This is a genomic window from Syntrophomonas zehnderi OL-4 (assembly GCF_000983115.1).
Lineage (GTDB): Bacteria > Bacillota > Syntrophomonadia > Syntrophomonadales > Syntrophomonadaceae > Syntrophomonas_B > Syntrophomonas_B zehnderi.
This window is the reverse complement of record NZ_CGIH01000001.1, coordinates 1-18,241: the sequence shown is the minus strand read 5'-3', so window position 1 is coordinate 18,241 and position 18,241 is coordinate 1. Positions and strand designations below refer to the sequence as shown.

General features: G+C 43.3%; 13 protein-coding genes. 1 reads left to right on the top strand and 12 read right to left on the bottom strand.

Annotated elements, in window-relative coordinates; genetic code table 11:
• A partial coding sequence (locus AAV90_RS00070) for a transposase (RefSeq protein WP_046494526.1) occupies positions 1–232 on the bottom strand: 232 nt, incomplete at its 3' end.
• A 527-nt stretch (positions 233–759) separates the two neighbouring features.
• On the opposite strand from AAV90_RS00070, the gene AAV90_RS00065 reads away from it, so the two are divergent.
• The gene (locus tag AAV90_RS00065; protein WP_046494525.1) at positions 760–1,347 is read left to right on the top strand and encodes a P-loop NTPase family protein; all 588 of its coding nucleotides are present in this window, start codon (positions 760–762) and stop codon (positions 1,345–1,347) included.
• 376 nt (positions 1,348–1,723) lie between these two features.
• Here AAV90_RS00065 and AAV90_RS00060 read toward each other — a convergent pair whose 3' ends face one another.
• The 11 genes from AAV90_RS00060 to AAV90_RS00005 all read right to left on the bottom strand — a co-directional run.
• A complete protein-coding gene (locus tag AAV90_RS00060) occupies positions 1,724–4,828 on the bottom strand; it encodes a type III restriction-modification system endonuclease (RefSeq protein WP_046494523.1) in 3,105 nt (1,034 codons plus the stop codon).
• Positions 4,812–5,108, bottom strand: a complete 297-nt coding sequence (locus tag AAV90_RS15310) for a virulence RhuM family protein (protein ID WP_052729489.1) — start codon at positions 5,106–5,108, stop codon at positions 4,812–4,814. Before AAV90_RS15310 ends, AAV90_RS00060 begins: the two co-directional genes overlap by 17 nt.
• Positions 5,109–5,173: 65 nt before the next feature.
• A complete protein-coding gene (locus AAV90_RS00050) occupies positions 5,174–7,132 on the bottom strand; it encodes a site-specific DNA-methyltransferase (RefSeq protein WP_198142783.1) in 1,959 nt (652 codons plus the stop codon).
• 2 nt (positions 7,133–7,134) lie between these two features.
• On the bottom strand, positions 7,135–7,761 hold the full coding sequence (locus tag AAV90_RS00045) for a DUF4391 domain-containing protein (protein ID WP_046494521.1): 627 nt from the start codon (positions 7,759–7,761) through the stop codon (positions 7,135–7,137).
• Positions 7,755–10,985: a helicase-related protein gene (locus AAV90_RS00040; protein ID WP_046494519.1), complete on the bottom strand. Its 3,231-nt coding sequence runs from the start codon at positions 10,983–10,985 to the stop codon at positions 7,755–7,757. The genes AAV90_RS00045 and AAV90_RS00040 overlap by 7 nt, the downstream gene beginning before the upstream one ends.
• A 394-nt stretch (positions 10,986–11,379) precedes the next feature.
• Entirely contained in the window at positions 11,380–12,138 is a 759-nt protein-coding gene (locus AAV90_RS00030) for an enoyl-CoA hydratase/isomerase family protein (RefSeq protein ID WP_076982577.1), read from the bottom strand.
• Positions 12,139–12,247: 109 nt separating this feature from the next.
• The gene (locus tag AAV90_RS00025; RefSeq protein WP_046494515.1) at positions 12,248–13,963 is read right to left on the bottom strand and encodes an acyl-CoA dehydrogenase family protein; all 1,716 of its coding nucleotides are present in this window, start codon (positions 13,961–13,963) and stop codon (positions 12,248–12,250) included.
• Between the two features lie 38 nt (positions 13,964–14,001).
• On the bottom strand, positions 14,002–14,637 hold the full coding sequence (locus tag AAV90_RS00020) for a TetR/AcrR family transcriptional regulator (RefSeq protein ID WP_046494512.1): 636 nt from the start codon (positions 14,635–14,637) through the stop codon (positions 14,002–14,004).
• A 132-nt stretch (positions 14,638–14,769) separates the two neighbouring features.
• Positions 14,770–15,549, bottom strand: a complete 780-nt coding sequence (locus AAV90_RS00015; RefSeq protein WP_046494510.1) for an enoyl-CoA hydratase/isomerase family protein — start codon at positions 15,547–15,549, stop codon at positions 14,770–14,772.
• 40 nt (positions 15,550–15,589) lie between these two features.
• Positions 15,590–17,464, bottom strand: a complete 1,875-nt coding sequence (locus AAV90_RS00010) for an AMP-dependent synthetase/ligase (RefSeq protein WP_046494508.1) — start codon at positions 17,462–17,464, stop codon at positions 15,590–15,592.
• 529 nt (positions 17,465–17,993) lie between these two features.
• A partial coding sequence (locus AAV90_RS00005; protein WP_046494506.1) for an ATP-binding protein occupies positions 17,994–18,241 on the bottom strand: 248 nt, incomplete at its 5' end.

Genomic DNA, 18,241 nt, shown 5'->3' with positions numbered 1-18,241 from the left:
GTTCAACCAGTTGGGTAAAAGTATTCATATTCTCTAGCCGCATAGCAATCAAGGCATTTAACATAGCGCAGGTTGGGTATGGCTTAGGTCCACGTTTATTACCATCAGGTTGATGTAATTTGGCAATAACTGGTTTGAAATCAAGGGTATCAATTATTTTCTCGATCCTGGATTTTGGTTGCATTTTCATTGCATCTTCAAAGGAGAAAATGCATCTCTGTCGAATATTCATAAGTGACTTCGCCTCCTTCGGATGATTTGTTTGGTCACTTATTTATTCGACAAAATGGGGGGTGAAGTCCTTTTTCTGTATGAATAAAATCCTAATATTTTCGGGCTTACCTAATATGCAAAAGTCTCACTTAATAAGCATACCAGTTATTATCGCTTATTGGGAAAAATTATTATTAGCAGACAATCATTATCCCTGAACGAAGCAAATGAACTTGACTACATTCAGAATGACAATAATAATTTTTAAATACAAGTCCTATTTTAAGGAAATTTAACTTTCAGTCGGAATCAATGGGCGGTTAGACGTTATAATAATGAGATTTGGAAATCTCGGATTACAAGCAATGTCAGGGGATATAAAATGTCTATTTGATAACCCCAATGCAAGCCATGGGTGGTTATGAGAGATTTCCATACCGGAAAAGAATGGGCTGGTTTTTTGGCGTATAATAGAATTATACGAACTGCATTAATGGAAGAAGCAAAGAGGATACTTCCTACCGTTCGTTGGGAGGGTGATGCTTGATGAATACGGTTGCTGTTATATCCAAACACCCCGGCAGTGGCCAGACTACGGTTTTGGTTAATTTGGCCAGCGGATTAGTTCGCAGCGGATATCGGGTAATAATCGGGGAGCTAGGTAAAAGTGGAAAAATACATAATTGGCTGGGCGTAAACCATAAGCCCAAGCAGGTAGTGGATATGGTTCTCCCCACTACCGCTAGTATAAAACCTAATATATCAAGTTCGCCCTTGGGAATAGACCTGGTAACCTTGGTTGAAGAACCTCAGACAACCCCGCTCGACCTAACCTGCCTGGAAATGCTGGGCTATGATTATCTGCTTCTTCACCCATCCGGCAATGAGTATTGTAAGCAACTAGCTATGCTTACTACCGCCACAATTGTCTGTACCGATCTTACTCATGATAATGAGCTGAAAGAATTCCAGGCCCTGGAGGAATGCCTGCAGAGCCTGGGAAAAGGCAATGGTATCGACTTGATTCTACCCAATAAAATTAACACCCAAGAATGGGAGCAAAACACCCAGCAGCTTTTTGCCCTGGTCGATTATTTTGGCTATGAAAAAATAGCCGACCCCATACCCCTTTGAGAAAGGCTGCATGATTTGTTCCTGGAGGGACAAACGGTTTGGGAGCTTAGCCAGGCGAATTTGCAAGATGCCTTTTTAAGATTAATCGAGAAAGTAGAATCCGCGGTATATCCATGATTTATATTTCTAGCTCTCCTATCCCCCACTATTCTTCAATAATTCCCATAATGCCATAATTGTATAAAGTACGGGCAAAGCATTCTACAGAAACCTGAGCGCCACTAGCCAGGTGGGTGAGAATGCTGCGACTGCCAACGTCTACACTTCATATTCCGGGATCGGAGATATTTACCTTTTAGGGCCTTTAACGATAATTCAATTATTTAAGTGTAGCCAGACCATGTTATTACTCCTGGCATCCCGGTAAACCGGCAGTTCAAATTTTCCCCATTATATTTAGTAGAGTCTGGTAACTGTCTACATCATGATACTTGACCTTGCTGGTCGAAATCTGGTTAAATAGGCGCTTGGCGCAGGCTATTTTGGCCTGTTCAATAGGCCGTATATGCAAACTTTCCATGGTTCCCTTGGTCTCTGCTATAAAATAAATATGCTTCACAGTGCCTTCATTAAATGCAATAGCCCAATCCGGTGAATAATTGCCGACTGGAGTCGGAATAAAAAAGCCTTTAGGCAGTTTGGCATATACACAAACCTCATTGGCTTTATCCATTTCTTCAGCAAAACGATGCTCAACGCTCTTTTCTGCCGTACCATCGGTAAATACATAATCCTGCACGTTTTTTTGGGCTCGGAATGCTTTGGTAAAATCACCGCCGCCTTTTTGAGCGGTAAAAATACTGCTGTCATATTGCTTGTCGATTTGATCATAGGAGATATGCTCCACAATCATGGTGGCTTTTTGCTCATTGATTAGGCGAATGGCGTTACTGATGAATTCTTCAGGATTTTGTTTGAACAACGCAAATATGTACTTATCAATACCGGCCAGAATGGCAACGATAGTTTTCCGAGTAAGGGTAGTGCCTGCGGCAATTTTGCCTACCAGGTCGTATTTGATTTGACTTGGTTGGGCCTGCTTTAGGGTCTCGGTTCTGGTTTTATCCCGGTAAAAACTATCCCCGCGGGTTATGGCGTCCTCGTGCAGCTCGGAGTTTTGCTTGCCGCTTGTTACTACATATTTAAGCTGGGTAACAAACATTTTCTCGTTAATATGCTTTATGGCCTTTTTAATTAACTCCGCACTGTTAAACTCAACGGTGTAGGCATACTGATGGTTAATATAACCCCATAATGTCTGAAATTCCTGCTTATAAAAGTTTTCGTTCAGCGCATTTTCGTTTATCTTGGTTCTATTACCGTTTTCAATCATGACGTCCAAAATACTTTCGTCAAAGATACCCTGAATTAGGGTGTGAACACCTGCACCGATAGGCACCAAGGCTTCAGGAAGAGCCGCCAGGCAGTTATTCTTTAAATCGATCCGGTAAGCTTGCGTGATATTATCGTCGTCATCTATATAATCGTTTTTCAACAAATAGCGGTAAATAGCCTTAGCTTGCATATCATCCAGTATCACCGGCTGCTCGCCTGCCATTACGGTTTTACCCTTAAAGTATTCCTGAGTTGCTTTCAAGGGCCGATCATATAGAGCTTCTTTTATTCCTTTCTGTAAATCAGCCACGAAATTTTGGTAACCCTCACTGGCTATAACCGTAAGCATATTAATAGCATGAACAGAATCACCACATCGCTCGCTATCCATGCGATCCCCGCTCTGATTGACACAGATGCGCAGGCCGCGGCCAACCTCCTGACGTTTATGGGTTGGACTGATGCCCCCATGTTTTAAAGTGCAAATCTGAAAAATATTTGGATTATCCCATCCTTCACGCAACGCAGAATGCGAAAAAATAAACCTTACCGGTTCCTCAAAACTGAGCAAGCGCTCCTTGTTTTTAAGGATCAAGTCATAGGCAGAAGTGTCATCACTCTCATCACTGCCCCGTTTCGTGGTACTGTCCACCTTGCGCCCTTGCTTGTCGATACTGAAATAACCTGCATGAGTGGCGTGCGGTTTAATGCTTTTTAAGTAACGCATATAGGGTGTATCTTCCAGGGTAATATACTGGTTTAGCACACTAATGTACTCCTGTTCAAACATATCTCCGTATTCAGAATTGACCTCTTCCCCCGCCTCATTGTATACGCGGTATTTAGCTACTTCATCGATAAAAAAAAGTGAAAGTGTCTTAATTCCCAATTCAAACAACTGTCTTTCCTTTTCAAAATGCGATATTATCGTCTCCCGGATTTGAATTCTGCGCATATCTTTTTCGGAAACATCCCCCACCACTTCACCGCGGGATAATATCTCGCCATTCGTAAAGGTAACCGTACCGAGTATGGGGTCTATATCGCTGATATGATACCCTTTATATTGTTCCAAATAGTTTGAAATAGGGTATAGGTCATCATCCACGCCTAAAATACGATTTTCACGATTTATTGATTTTTGGCGGCTGATTTCCAGTTCAATTTTAGCTTTAGGCGGCTTCTGGGGGGAAATGATAATATTATCCAGGAATAAATACTTATCTGTACCGCGCAGATTCTTTAACTGAAAACCCTTAACCTCAATCTTCTTAACTAATCGTTTATTAAAAGCATCCACGGCATCCAGAACATATACCAGATTATGGTGCTGAACATGGGTGGCAGAGTAATTTAAGCAAAACAAAGGATTAAAATTGGCCAAGGCTTTTTGGGTTTTATCTCCACCCATCTTTTGTGGTTCGTCCAGAATAAGGATCGGGCGGTTGGCCTTGATAACATCAATCGGGCGCCGGCTGCCAAATTCATCCAGCTTCTCATAAATACGGCGCGCTTCTTTGCTTCTGCCGCCTTCTTTCATGGAGGTGTTGAAGGCCTGGATATTGATAATCATGACGTTGATTCCGGCACTAGAACTGAAATTGTCCAGGTCAGTCAGGTTTTTGCTGTTGTAGACAAAAAACCTGGCTTTCTTGCCGTAATGCTCCATGAAGTGTTCCTGGGTAATTTCGAAGGACTTTTTCACACCTTCGCGAATCGCAATAGACGGAACAACCACGATGAATTTACTCCAGCCATACTGCTTGTTCAACTCAAAAATCGTCTTAATATATACGTACGTTTTTCCGGTACCGGTCTCCATCTCTACATCCAGACTACAGGCTCCTAAATGACTAACCAGGCTGTCTGATTGCTTTATATTATTACGAACCTGCATATTGCGGATACTAAGCAGCAGTTGTTCGGGGCTTATAGCCAGGCGAGCATTTTCAAAACCAATTGCTATCTCGTCTCCCCCTAACTCCTGATCTAGGAGTATCGTACCCTGGGTTGGCCGCGGCTTTTTCATGATCCCCAAATCATGGACATAGCTTATCCGATCGGTAAAGGGTTGTCCGGTGAAGATATTAACGACACTGTTTACAGCGTCAGTCTGGTATGGTTGTATTTTAAATTGGAACTTCATGATTTCTTCTCCTGTGCAATTTGTTCGGCATGGCCTTCCAACTGTTTAACATCAGTTGCAGCCAGCATTTTGCGGTGGTCATCAAATTCTGCGTAATGCGTTCAACTTGTCTGCCACCTTCATTTTGAACTTGTACAAATTCCTTACAAGTTATCTCTTCAAGCAATTCTCCGGCAGTATAGATGTTTTTAATATGCATGGTGATATTTTGCGGCGATGTCTGGTAAAGCTGGGCCAGATTCTTTTGTGACATCCAAATCGTATCTTCTTCAAAGTACATCGATTTTGGTATCACCTTTCTCATTCTGATAAATCAGGATTTTACCTAATTCCTGTTCTCTCATTTTACAGCACCTTCCTTACCGTAGTCGGACTGTAAGTTGCAAAAATCTGCTCAAAGTTGGCAGCGACGCTATCGCTGGCGATGGAGCTATCGCGGAAAACAGCATAATACGGCTGTTTTTTAGCAATTTCGGTAATAACCTCGCTGGTGACATCACTATCAAAACAGGCCATAAGATAGCCCTCAGCTACATTGAAAACCTCTTTACCGGCGATAAGTGTTTCTTCTATTTTGCTGGAAAGCAGTACCCCCAGATCCAGCATCACCTGGAAGAGCAGGTCTTCCGGGGTACGGTCAGGCTTGATATTATCAGCAAAGAGTAATATTTCATCCTGCTTGTACTCAGCCGGGCGGTAATATACATCCTGCATATTGGTAGAGTCCACTTTTAAAACCCGGAAGCCTACGTCAAGATTTTCAATGTCCCCTTTATCTTTGTTATCTTCTTTGATTTTTTTTCCCGCCCGGCGGATGCGTTCTTTACCGATTGCGCAGATATTTTTATACCCGGCCTTAAAGGCTTCGGATTTTTCGTCCGTCTCTTCGGGCAGTTGTACCATAATGAATTTGCGGTTACCACCGTCTTCGGCGTTAAGCTGCATAACCGCGTGGGCGGTGGTGGCGGAGCCGGAGAAGAAGTCGAGGATAATATCATTGTCAATACTTCCCATAGTACAAATATTTTGCAAAAGAAATCTTGATTTTGGGAATGACATGTAATTGCCACCCAAAATTCTTTTAACTTCTTGGGTGCCATTTTGATTATTATAGTTTTTGTCGTCCCAAATCGTTTTAAATTTACGCGTTCGTTCTCTATTTTCTGTTATTAAATAATCCTTTACGAAAATGTCATATTCCCCGCGGCGTTCTACTTTTTTTGCTACTAACCTGTCAATTTCATTTCTACACTTATCTTTTCCCCACATCCAGCGACCATCACGCCCATCTGACTTTTGTGGGACAACACAGCACCATCCCTCTTTCATTTGAAGTGAAAGTTCTTGAGTGCTTGGATTAACATAAATTGGGAAATACATCTCTGGGCGTTCCTCTCTCAACGATGCAGAACCTCGTTGACGTAAACCAAGAAGTCTGTAAGAACCCTTTGATGAATCTTTTAAATTGAATCCTTGTCGTTGTTCAACACTAAGCGGCTTTCCATTAATAACACACTGATTTTTATTTTTTGCATAACATACTAAATATTCATGCACTGTTGCAACAAACGGATCAGATTGGCGTCCACGGGGATTATTTTTAACAACAATTTTAGAAATACAATTACTTGCACCAAATATCTCGTTACATATTTTTACAATATTTTCAACTTCATTATCATCAATACTTATAAAAATAACCCCGTCATCTGTTAACAAATCCTTGGCCAGCTTCAGCCTCGGATACATCATATTCAACCAGTCCGTATGAAACCGCCCATTGCTTTCCGTATTTTGGACAAGGCGGTTGCCTTCCTCATCGTACTGCCCGCTGTTAGCCAGATATTCATGGGTATCCTGGGCAAAGTCATCCTCATAAACAAAATCATTGCCGGTATTATACGGCGGATCAATGTAGATCATCTTCACCTTGCCCAGATACGTTTCCTGCAGAAGCTTAAGCACATCCAGGTTGTCGCCCTCTATGTACAGGTTTTCCGTGTGGTCGAAGTCCACGCTTTCCCCCCGGCAGGGGCGCAGGGTTTTGGCGATGGGGGAATTAGCTAGTAATATAGACTTTTTCTTATCCGGCCAGGTAAACTGATACCGTTCCTCCGGACCTTCGACCACCACATTGGAAAGTTCCTGCTTCAATACGTCAAAGTCAATAGCCTGCTCGATGATGGCAGTACCGTCTTCCGTGTAACCTTTGATAACCTCAGTCAACGCGTTCGGAAAAAGTGCACCTATCTTTTTTATATTCTCATCCACTTTATTTACGGAGTGCATTGTCAGCTTATCCATGTTCATTCTCCTTTTTCTTCGGCTAGTTGTTTCTTTAAGCCCTGCAGCCGGGTAAATTGTTCAAATCGTTTTTTGGGCTGTTTTTCGCTACGGGATAGCCGCTCCAGTTTTTCTATTTCCTTTTGCAGGCTAAGAATGGTGTCCTGCTTTCTAAGCTTTTCGGCTATGGGCAAATTATTGTCAACCGGTACTAGGTTTTCTTGCAAAGCAATCTGTTCGATAAAGCCTGTCCAGATATTGTCAAGATTAAGTCCGATGGCATCCAGCTTTAGATCTGCCAATTGCGTCCATTTTGTCTTATAAAGCTTGCCGTAGTATAAAGCCAACTGGCCCTGATCTTCATATTTTAATAAAAAAACCAGCTTGTGCGCATTTTGTCTGGCTATTTTTTCTACGATTGCATAGTCTATCTCCTGCTTTTTCAGGTCGATGGAAAGCACCAGGATTTCGTTAACTTCGCTGCCTTTTGCAACGTTAATCGTATCCGGGGCTAGTTTGTACTCCAGGACGATGCGTTTTACATCAGATACAAATTTTGCGCGGATTTCGTTGGGGAGTGTCAGCCGTTTATAAAAGGCTTCTTTGGGCATGATCTGTCCAACCCGTGCCTGGCTGGGAAAAGTCAGCACCCAATCACCACCATAAAGCAGATGAGTTCAAAATCATCCAGACCTGAAATATTGCCGGTTAAGAACGTTGTTTGTCCGTCGCCAAAGAAGCTGTCCAGGTCGCTTTCTTCCTTGACACTGATAATAGAAGCAATCGTCTGGTGGAGCAAGGTAGATACTCGCTCCATTTTTTTGCCATCGTTGGTTTCACGATTGAAGATATGACAAAGATCCATATCAGGCGCAGTTTTGCCGCGGGAATAATTACGCATAATATCCAAGGTGGTTTTTGGTTCTAGATGATTGCAAAGAACCTCGCCATCATCTCCGATATATACCATATAAAATGGATGGAGGCGGTTTTGATCTTTGATGTTAACACCCTTGTTTACGTTCTTTAGTACAAAAATCACACCCGGCTTCTCGCCGCGCACTACCGTGTGAATGCCAAATGGTGTCCTGTCCAGATTGGGATGTTCCTTAATATAGGCCAGCAAATCCATGCGAAATTCATTCAGCCCCAAATCCATAATGGAAATCCCGGTGGTCATATCCTCCAGATCTACTACTTCGTTCTGAAGTTTTTCTAACTGCTGGCGGCGATAGAATAGATCGCCATTTTCATCCTGGTTGATATAGTCATCATCACCTGTGGAGGTCATAACCGAGATCCGCATTCTTGCTTCTACGCGGCTTTTTAAGTTTATATAATCATCCAGTTCTAAGTCCGGCCAGAAGTTGACCAGTTGGATTACTCTATTTTGACTGCCGATACGGTCGATACGCCCAAAGCGCTGGATAATCCGTACCGGATTCCAGTGAATATCATAATTGATGCAACAATCACAGTCTTGAAGGTTTTGACCTTCAGAAATGCAGTCGGTAGCTATCAGGATATCAATTTTATGAGGATTATTAGGCATTACCAGAGACTTTTCTTTGGAAATCGGCGAAAAGCAGGTTAAAATTGTATTTATCTCATGGGGGAATTTAGGTATGGTCGTTCTTCCTTCAATCGAGCCGGTAATTATAGCAGTGTTTAGACCAAACTCTCTTTTTACAAAAGTACTTACATTGTCATACAAATACTCTGCGGTATCAGCGAAAGCTGTGAATATAAGAATCTTTTTGTTATCTGGATTAATTGGCATTGTAATCTTTTTCTTAATTACGTTTAAAAGCTCGTTCAGCTTATAATCATATTCCGGTGTAATATCGTCAACCATCAGGAGCAATAATTCCAGAACTTCTAAATCAGCCAGCAAATCACGCTGCCATGATAGGTAGTCCATATCCCGCAAATCTAATCTATATTTCTTACCAATACTAAAAATATCTATATTCTGGTCATCCAGGTCAAGATCACCAAAATCGCTTATATCCTCAACAGCAGCGTCTGTGCCGTATTGAAATCCGTCAATAAGTTCCAGTACGTTATAAATTTGGTCATAGATTCTTTTTACCGTTAATTTAAAGGAATACACTGAACTTTCCATTCTCTTAAGCAAGTTAATACTCATCAAACGGCGAATTCCTTCTTCACGTCCGCTTTGAGACAGCCGATTACTATTTTCCAAAGCCAAATCAATGTATTTACCCAGCTGGCTAGCCAAAATATAGTTGGTGGGGGTATAAATAGACAAGTTCAGCAACATCAGCTGCTCATATATTTGCTCATAGTTAATGGCATTATTTAAAGAAGTTAGCTTGGAACGTAGGGAGATAGGTTTGTTTCTTTCCGGGAAACTGCCAATTTCAGAAGTATCATAGTAACGCTTAATGTGTTTACGCGAGCGGGCGATAGTAACACTATCCAGGACTTCAAAAAAATCAAAATCAAGCTTCTTAAGCAAAGAATCAGTAGTGCGAAGTTCTGGAGCCAGTTTGCTCCAGTTGTTATAGACTTTTTGAGCTTGACGAAATATGGTGTCAATATCGTTCTTAGTATTTAGTTTGTCATTAATCAATTCTGACTGACTTTCATACGCCAATGCCAACTGATTGCGCAGATCATAGAAGCGATTATTTACTGGTGTTGCGGAAAGCATTAAAACCTTTGTTTTTACACCAGGGCGAATAACTTTATTCAATAGTTTTAAATAGCGGTTTTCTTTTTCATCATCTCCGAATGTCGCACCTCCATTACGGAAGTTGTGGGATTCATCAATAACTACTAGATCATAATTGCCCCAGTTGATGCGGTCAAGAGGCAGGCCAATCACTGACTCCCCACGTTCACGAGATAAATCCGTATGAAAAAGGACATCGTAGCGCAGGCGATCATTGGCCAAGGGGTTGTTGATTAAGTTGCCCCGAAAGGTCATCCAATTGTCTTTGAGTTTTTTGGGGCAAAGAACTAAAACATTTTTATTTCGATTTTCATAATACTTGATTACTGCCAGGGCCGTATAGGTTTTGCCAAGACCGACACTGTCTGCCAAAATACAGCCATTATACTGTTCAAGCTTGTTTATAATTGCCAGTGCGGCATCCTTTTGGAAATTATATAGTTTGTTCCAAATCAGACTGCTTTTAAAACCAGTAGCTTCATTAGGTAAAACGTCTTCTGAAATATCCTCCAGGAATTCGCTAAAAATATTGTTAAGGGTCATGAAATAAATAAGTTCTGCAGGGTTTTCCTGATAAACCGCAGATATGTATTCAATGACTTCTTCGGTTACGTCTTGAAGTCTGGTTTCATCATTCCATACGCTATTAAAAAGTAGAATGTATTCATTACTGAAGGGGGCTTCAAATTTATTTACCATGTTATAGATGTTGTTGCCGCGTTCACAGCCAATATCAACGGTCGTAAATCCATTTAGAGGCATATAGGTTAGCTGCTGATTATTTGTTTGTACGTTGAGAAACCCTCCCATGCTATCCTGGGTAAAGTTAGACTTTAAGGTAACCTTCTGGCGAATCCAATCGGCACATTCCCGAGCAATAGCTTTTTGTGACAATTCATTCCTTAACTTTACCTCAAATTCCGTACCATAAAGGCTTCTTTCCCTATGTAATCGAGGAATATAAAACTCCCGTTTTTCTTTGGGAAATTTTTCGGATATGAAGGTGGGAGATGTAAATATAAACTGCAAGGAGTCAATTTTACTTAATTGAATTTTTAATTCCTGGTATGCATAAATTGAAAAACAAGCTGCTGCCATAGAGATACGGCTTCCAGGCGTGATGACTTTTACTAAATCATCCTTGACAATTTTGGTGGTATTATTGAACACTTCCATAATAAGATCACCTTCTGGATAATAGTATATTTTATCTGTTTTCCAAGGTAATTAGCCAAGCTTACCGGTAAAAATAATAAAATACTTCTAAAAGGTGTTTACCCCTTGAGGTCTTCATAATTCGTACATACCATAAAATCTAAATATATGCATATCTTCGCCTTTATGTATAATATATCCTGCCCGCTAGGGCTTATCTTTTGGAAATGGAAGGGAAAGGCAGCATGATTTATCCCTGGAGGGACAAACGGTCGGGGGCTTATGATTCTGGTCAGCAAGGAGTATATCAGACAATCGATCCGGATTTAAAAAATCCACAAAATCACCGAGGCTGTCCCCTCGGTGATTTTAAATGGATCTATCTGTGGTTGGGGAGTGGCAAAAAGACCACAGCCTAGGTCAGGGGGGTGAACATAAAAATCGGCGTTCTGCCTTCTTCCGCAGCTTCCGGCCTATAGGCAAAGTACGCGGGATCTTCATGCATCATCTTGTCAATAATGTGTTTATAGGTTCTCCTTTTCATTTCGGCCATAGTCGTTCTGGATTTGTTAAACTGCCGTGCAAAAGCTACGGCTTCTGCAACGGTTTTTTCTGCGTCATCACATGCCTTTATGATGACATGGTGTTTTTCCAGCTCCGTTGCTTTTACCTTCTCTCCTGATAATTGCATTCTGGTGAAGAGATGGTAAGGCATGATGCGCTTCATCCACTCGATCATGGAAGGCGCAAATTGAATACCGAGATCGATTTCCGGCAAGCACATATAGCCTCTATCCGCTCTCATAAACCTGAAATCGCATGCGCCGGCCAGCATGGCGCCATTCCCGAAAGCATGACCGGTAATGGCCGCTATGGTAGGAACCGGCGACATGAGCAGGGCGGCAAAAACATCATTTTCCCGGTAAAGCCATCTGCTAATTTCCGGGAATTCTTCATCACTCATAGCTTTCATGATCCATTCAATATCTACCCCCAGGCAGAAGTTTTTCGGGTCGCTGGAAGTAAGCACCAGGGCTTTCACTTCTTGATCGGCGATAATCTCCTCGTATGTTGCCAGCATGGTTTCCGCCCATTCAGGATTATGCCTGTTCTCCCCATTATTCATGGTCATGATAGCGACAGTACCCTCTTTTTTCCATTCAATGATAGCCATTAATCCTCCTTCATCTCTCCTGCAAGGCTGAACGCTCTCCAATGAAGCGATGCTAGAGAGCTGCCTGCACCTAGTTTTCATCAAATGCCGATTACCCCTAGGACTTTTATTAGGGATTCTGCGTATAAACGTCTGCCAGGCTGTAAACCTCTTCTTCCAATACCTTTGCAAACTCTTCCGGGTTGGGAATCGGGCGTCTGAACATCTTTTGAATCGCTTCCGCCTGCCCTTCGGTATTAAGCGGTTTGCCGTAGAGTTCCATGGCATAGGCGGAAAAATCCCTGACGAACACGTCAAACAACTGGTTCATAACGGCATCCCCGACTCCTTCCAGTTGGGCGCTTTCGATGATCAATTGTCCGTAAGCCACCATGGTAAACAGCTCTCCGACTGCCAAGAGATAATCGAAGTCCGTCATCTGGCGGGCCAGTTCCCGGCCGGAAAGTGCCAAATAAGCTTTATAGGCTTCGATTTGCTCGATATATACCTGGACATTGGGAAGATGAGCCAAACGGCGGTAAGCGATCATATAATCATGGAACTTGGTTTGGGCATAGCCTCTGGTACGTCCTTGATGGAACAGGAAAGTATCATCCCGGTTATCCGTTATTTTCCCGACTTCTTCAAATTCACCCGGCATAAACATATAGCTGGGGATCAGCTTGGCGATTAAGGCCATGTTGACGTGCCGCGTGCCTTCCAGTTTCGGGAAGCCGGTTAATTCTGTAACAGCCTGTTCAAAATACATGTCCTTCTCGAAACCTTTGGCAGCGATAATATCAAAAAGAAGCTCGTGAACCTTTTCGCCCTGGATGGCGACTTTCATTTTCATAATTGGATTATAAAGGAGATATCTCTTGTCGTTTTCGCTGGCCACCCGCATGTAATCAGTGGCCCGCAGACCAAAGAGCTTCATGCCCATGATTCTGAGCCAGGCATCCGCAAACAGTCGCTTGACATGGGGGAAATCGGTAACCCTTTGGCCGTAAAGGTGACGATGAAAAGCGTGGTTAATAGCTTCATAGAAGGAGTGGGTCACGATTCCGGTGGCACCGGAGCCGATGTTGAATTTACATACGTTGATCGTATTGAGCATATCATCCCAGGCCTTGGGGCCCACCGTCAGGATTTCAGCTTTAGTAATCGGGTAGTCCTGCAGCTCAAATTCCGCCACATACTGTTGGTTGACATCGACAATGTTCTTGACCAGCTTGTAGTTCGGGTGGGCTGAATCGACCACGAAAAATACATATTCACCGGTATCCGCCATCTTGCCAAACACTGATATTGTGCTGGCAACATTGCCGTTTCCGATGTAATATTTGCTGCCGTTGGCCAGGTAAGTGCCATCGTCTTGAGGATACAGCATCATTTCCGTTGCATAGATATCAGCGCCGTGCTCCTTTTCGGAAAGCCCAAAGGCACAGAAGGCATTTTCTTTTAACTTGGCAGCCGCCAAGTGCTTGGCTTCTTCATTGTCGCCCATGAGAACCGGATCGAGCCCCAAAGTGGATACATGATAGCAATACCAGTAGGCCGCACCATAAAACCCGCATATTTCTGAAAACTCATACATTCTATAAGTGCTGTAGTACTGATGCGGATCAGAACCATAGCCTGCCGGCAGAAATAAGGTTTCGAAGAATCCTTCTTCCGTCATAAAGGCTTGGAAGTCTTCCGCAAACTGTTTATTGTGGTATTGCTCTTTCTGTTTGGCCAATCCTTTTTCTTCAAACCATTGAATGGTTTGAAGCATAATCTCCTTGGATCGCTCATCAGGATAATGACGATCCTGGTATTGTTTCGGGTTAAGTAAAAGGTTCATTGATGACAGCTCCTTTCAATTATTCGCAGTAGATTTATTTATTCAGCCGCTGATACCGCTGCTGGCTGTTTCTCTCGGGCAAGCAAATCTTCCATTAAATGCTCAATACCGGTGTCAACAAGCATTTCCCATAATTCCATTAATTCTTCTATAGTTACCACCTCACTCTGCAAAAGCAACTGGATTACCTGCCCGTCAATAGCGGCGATTATAGTGGCGGCAAGGGCACGGTTTAGACGGGGCTTCTTGGTGTTATAAGCAAGAGACATCCCCTGCTCAGACATATCCACCCATCTGCGATATTTGCTGCCCAAACGATCATACATATCCTTGTTGCTCTTGATCGCTTCATGCGTGAGATAAAATTGCAGCTGGTTGTGTTCCCAGGCTTCCAGGCGCTGCCTAATTCCAAAAAGCAGGCTGGCCTTTAGTTCCTCCGGCGATCCGGAAGAAATCAGCGACAGCTTGAAGGGGCTTATGGCAGCGCGCAAGTACTGATCTATCAACGCATACAGCACCTCATCCTTACTTCTATAATGGTAGTAGACAGCGCCCTTGCTCATGCCGGCCTCATCGGCAATTGCCTGTACGCTGGCCTTTTCAACGCCATACTTGGCAATGACCTTTCTGGCCGCATCAAGTATCGCTTCCTTCCCCCCCTTGCTTTTTGACAATAAAACCACCTCCATATCTCTGCTTTAATAAAGTACAGCCACCAGACCTCGTCTTATAAGCTTGGGCTGCTATAAATTATGGTAGAATGCCTACGATCTGTTATTAAGCCATTGCTTTGTCGAGATTGCTCTTTATCTGCCTGTATAATTAGGCCTTCTTTTTTCCAGGAACGCTCTCATTCCTTCCGTCTGATCGGAACCCGCAAAGAGCAGGGACCAGACCTTCTGTTCATGCTTTAAACCCGAATCAAGGGAGTTGTTCTGGGCATAATTCATCGCATGCTTGGCAGCGCGTATCGCCGCCGGACTTTTACGGGCCAAGGCCCTTGCCTGTTTAAACGCGCTTTCCTGAAGCTCAGCCGCCGGCACAACCTGGTTAACCAATCCGATGCTAAGAGCAGTGGAAGCATCGATTATCTCACCCGTCAGTACCATATATCTGGCCCGGCTCCAGCCTATGGCATGCCCTAAACGTTGTGTCCCTCCGCATCCCGGCATAATGCCCAGATTTATTTCGGGTAATCCGAAGATAGCATTGTCGGCAGCAATGCGAATATCACAGGCCACTGCAATCTCTGTTCCGCCGCCCAGCGCCGGTCCGGCAATGGCTGCGACAAATGGTTTCGGTGATGCGGTGATTAGTTCGCACATTGCGTGGGCACTTCTTATGAATTCCTCCATTTCCTGGACTGATGCTTCTGCCATATACGGTATATCGCCACCTGCGGCAAAGACCTTGTCTCCTCCGGTAATGAGCACCGCTTTTATATCGGGGTCGCTGTTAAGATCAGTAAAAGCAATTGTCAATTCTCTAACTGAATCGGGATTTGTAGGGTTCATGGCCTTCGCATTGTCAAAAAGGATGATTCCCACCCCTTCTTTTTTCTCCATTTTCATCAGTTGATACTCCATGGGTTTAAACCTCCTATTCCGTCAAGTTCCTTTTATCAATTTATGATTCATACATCCTGCCAATTTCGTAACGGTACTTCTCGCCGATCACTTTTCGTTTCAGCTTCATGGTCGGAGTCAGTTCACCTCCCTCCTGGGTGAGTTCGTGTAGCAGCAGGGTAAATTTTTTGATCTGCTCAACACGTCCCAGCAATTCATTCCGCTCCGCAATGATTCCGGCGTAGAATTTAACCACTTCCGGGTTGCTTATAAGATCATCATGCGAGCTGTATGCTAGGCCATTTTTTTGACAGTAATCTTTCAGAATAATAAAATTTGGAACAACCAGGGCGGAAAGATATTTCCTGTTGTCACCGATTACTACGAATTGTTCGATAAAAAGGTTTTGACCAAACAGCATTTCTATCTGCTGAGGCGATATGTTTTTGCCGCCGGATGTGATAATAATATCTTTTATACGGTCTGTAATCTTGATATAGACCAGATCCTCGCCATTTTTCTTCTCAACCGTCAGAATTCCGATATCCTGGGTTTTAAACCATCCGTCTTCGCTGAAACACGCGGCGGTGGCTTCAGGTCTATTGTGGTAACCCGTCATGCACATGGCGCCCTTCAGTTGTATTTCGCCTTCAGCCGAGATCCTGGCTTCAACCATTGGAATCATCGGGCCACATTCCCCTATTTTGCCGTTATTACTGAAACCGACACATACGGGAAAGAATTCCGTAAGTCCAAATCCCTGTATGATATTAATGCCAAAAGCGAGGAAGAATTCGTTAATCTCCGGCGCGAGGGCTACCCCTCCTACGTGATACGTATCACAGCGTTCGCTTCCTAATGTTTTTCGTACCTTTTTCATTACCAAGGCATCGGCCAGGGTATGCTGTGCGAGTAAAAGTTTGTTTGACACCTTCCCGGCGGCTTTGTTGCGATATACTTCGATAGCCACCCTTTCCGCCCAGGTAAACATTTTCTGTTTAATAAGCGGCGCGGTTTTCAACCCTTCATGAATGCTGCCGTATACTTTCTCCCAGATCCGCGGAACGCTGGTCATAAAATGCGGTTTAATGTCGGTCATAACCTCCAGGAACTGTTTCGGATCAGAGCAATAGGCTATACGAATGCCGACACTCATACATCCATATGACCACATGCGCTCAAAAATGTGGCTGAGAGGCAATATCGCCAATGAAACATGCTGAGGCCCGGTATGAGGAAAACGCATGGAGGAAGGGTAGATCCCGCTCATGAAGGTTCGGTGGGTGTGAACAGCCCCCTTAGGGGTGTCGGTCGTTCCTGAAGTATAGATCAAGGTCAGTCTATCATCGGGGTTGGCTGTATTCAGCCTTTCCTGCAGTGTTGCATCCTGCGGTGCCCGGCGGCCCACAGCCAGGAGTTCATCAAAATACATGCTATCCTCGCCTGTTATCTTAATATCACGGTCAAACGCAACGATTTTTTTTAGGAAGGCGTTATCTGCAATTACTTTCTTGGCGCGATCGTACTGTTCCTGGTCACCCACAAAGAGTATCCTGATTTCTGCATCGTTTACGATATGTAAGGCCTCCTCAACGGAGTTGGTAGCATAGATTGGAACGGATACAGCGCGGATGGACAGAATGCCCAGGTCGGCGATCGCCCATTCCGCACGATTGGCAGAGAATATTCCCCCCATTTCACCAGGATGCAATATATCCATTTCGATAAGCGCTTTGGCAACGGCACATATCTGTTCAGCGAAATCCTTCCACTTCAACGAAACCCATTTCCCATTTACCTTATGCGTCAAAATGTCGAAGTCGGCAAATTCCTCCGCTTTTTTCAGCATCAAACAGGCGAGTGTTTTGTTTTCGTTTAGATACGCTGCAAATTCTTCCTCCCAATTCCTGGGGGGATTATATTTTCTTTCAGCCATAAATACCTCCCCTTTATATACGCAATCAAGATGAGAGATGAAAGGATTTCCCCTTTCCGTGAGTATTTATTGCAGCGATTTAATCCTGTGTTATTATTTAGGATTAATTTCATTTAATGGTAAAATATTCTATATATACTATACCGACTAGTCGGTATAGTTGCAATAATTTTTCTGGTTTTTTTGGATTTTTTGGATAAATTTGTTTGTGGGTAGCGGGTGGGTCTATGATCCAATTAAAGGGCCTTTTTCCGGTCGGCTGCCTTATCTGCCCTGCCATTTCGGCCGCACTATTTCTTACTGTTACTGTGAATGTTAATATATATTATAGTTTTGAAAACTAATCGGAAGGATGAATGCACATGTACGCCAATATTATTGATACCATTGGTCATACGCCCCTGGTCAGGATAAATAAATTAAACCCTAAACCGCATATACCGCTTTACGCCAAGCTGGAGGGATTTAACCCAACGGGGTGTAACCGTCAAGTAGTTTTGAACAAAAAACGTTAAATAATTTTGGACACCTAATTGTTACCAAAAATGGTTTGACGATGCTTCAGACGATAGCTGTCGCCAGTTAGATGAATAACCTCGCTTTTGTGGATTAAACGATCCAAAATAGCGGTTGTAATGGCCGGATCACCCAGAATATCACCCCATTCTTCCGGGCCTTTGTTGGATGTGATGATAATGGAGGTCTGCCCGTAAAGCTGGTTGATCAATTGAAAAAAGAGATTTGCTTCGTGACGGTCAATGGCCATAAACATCAGGT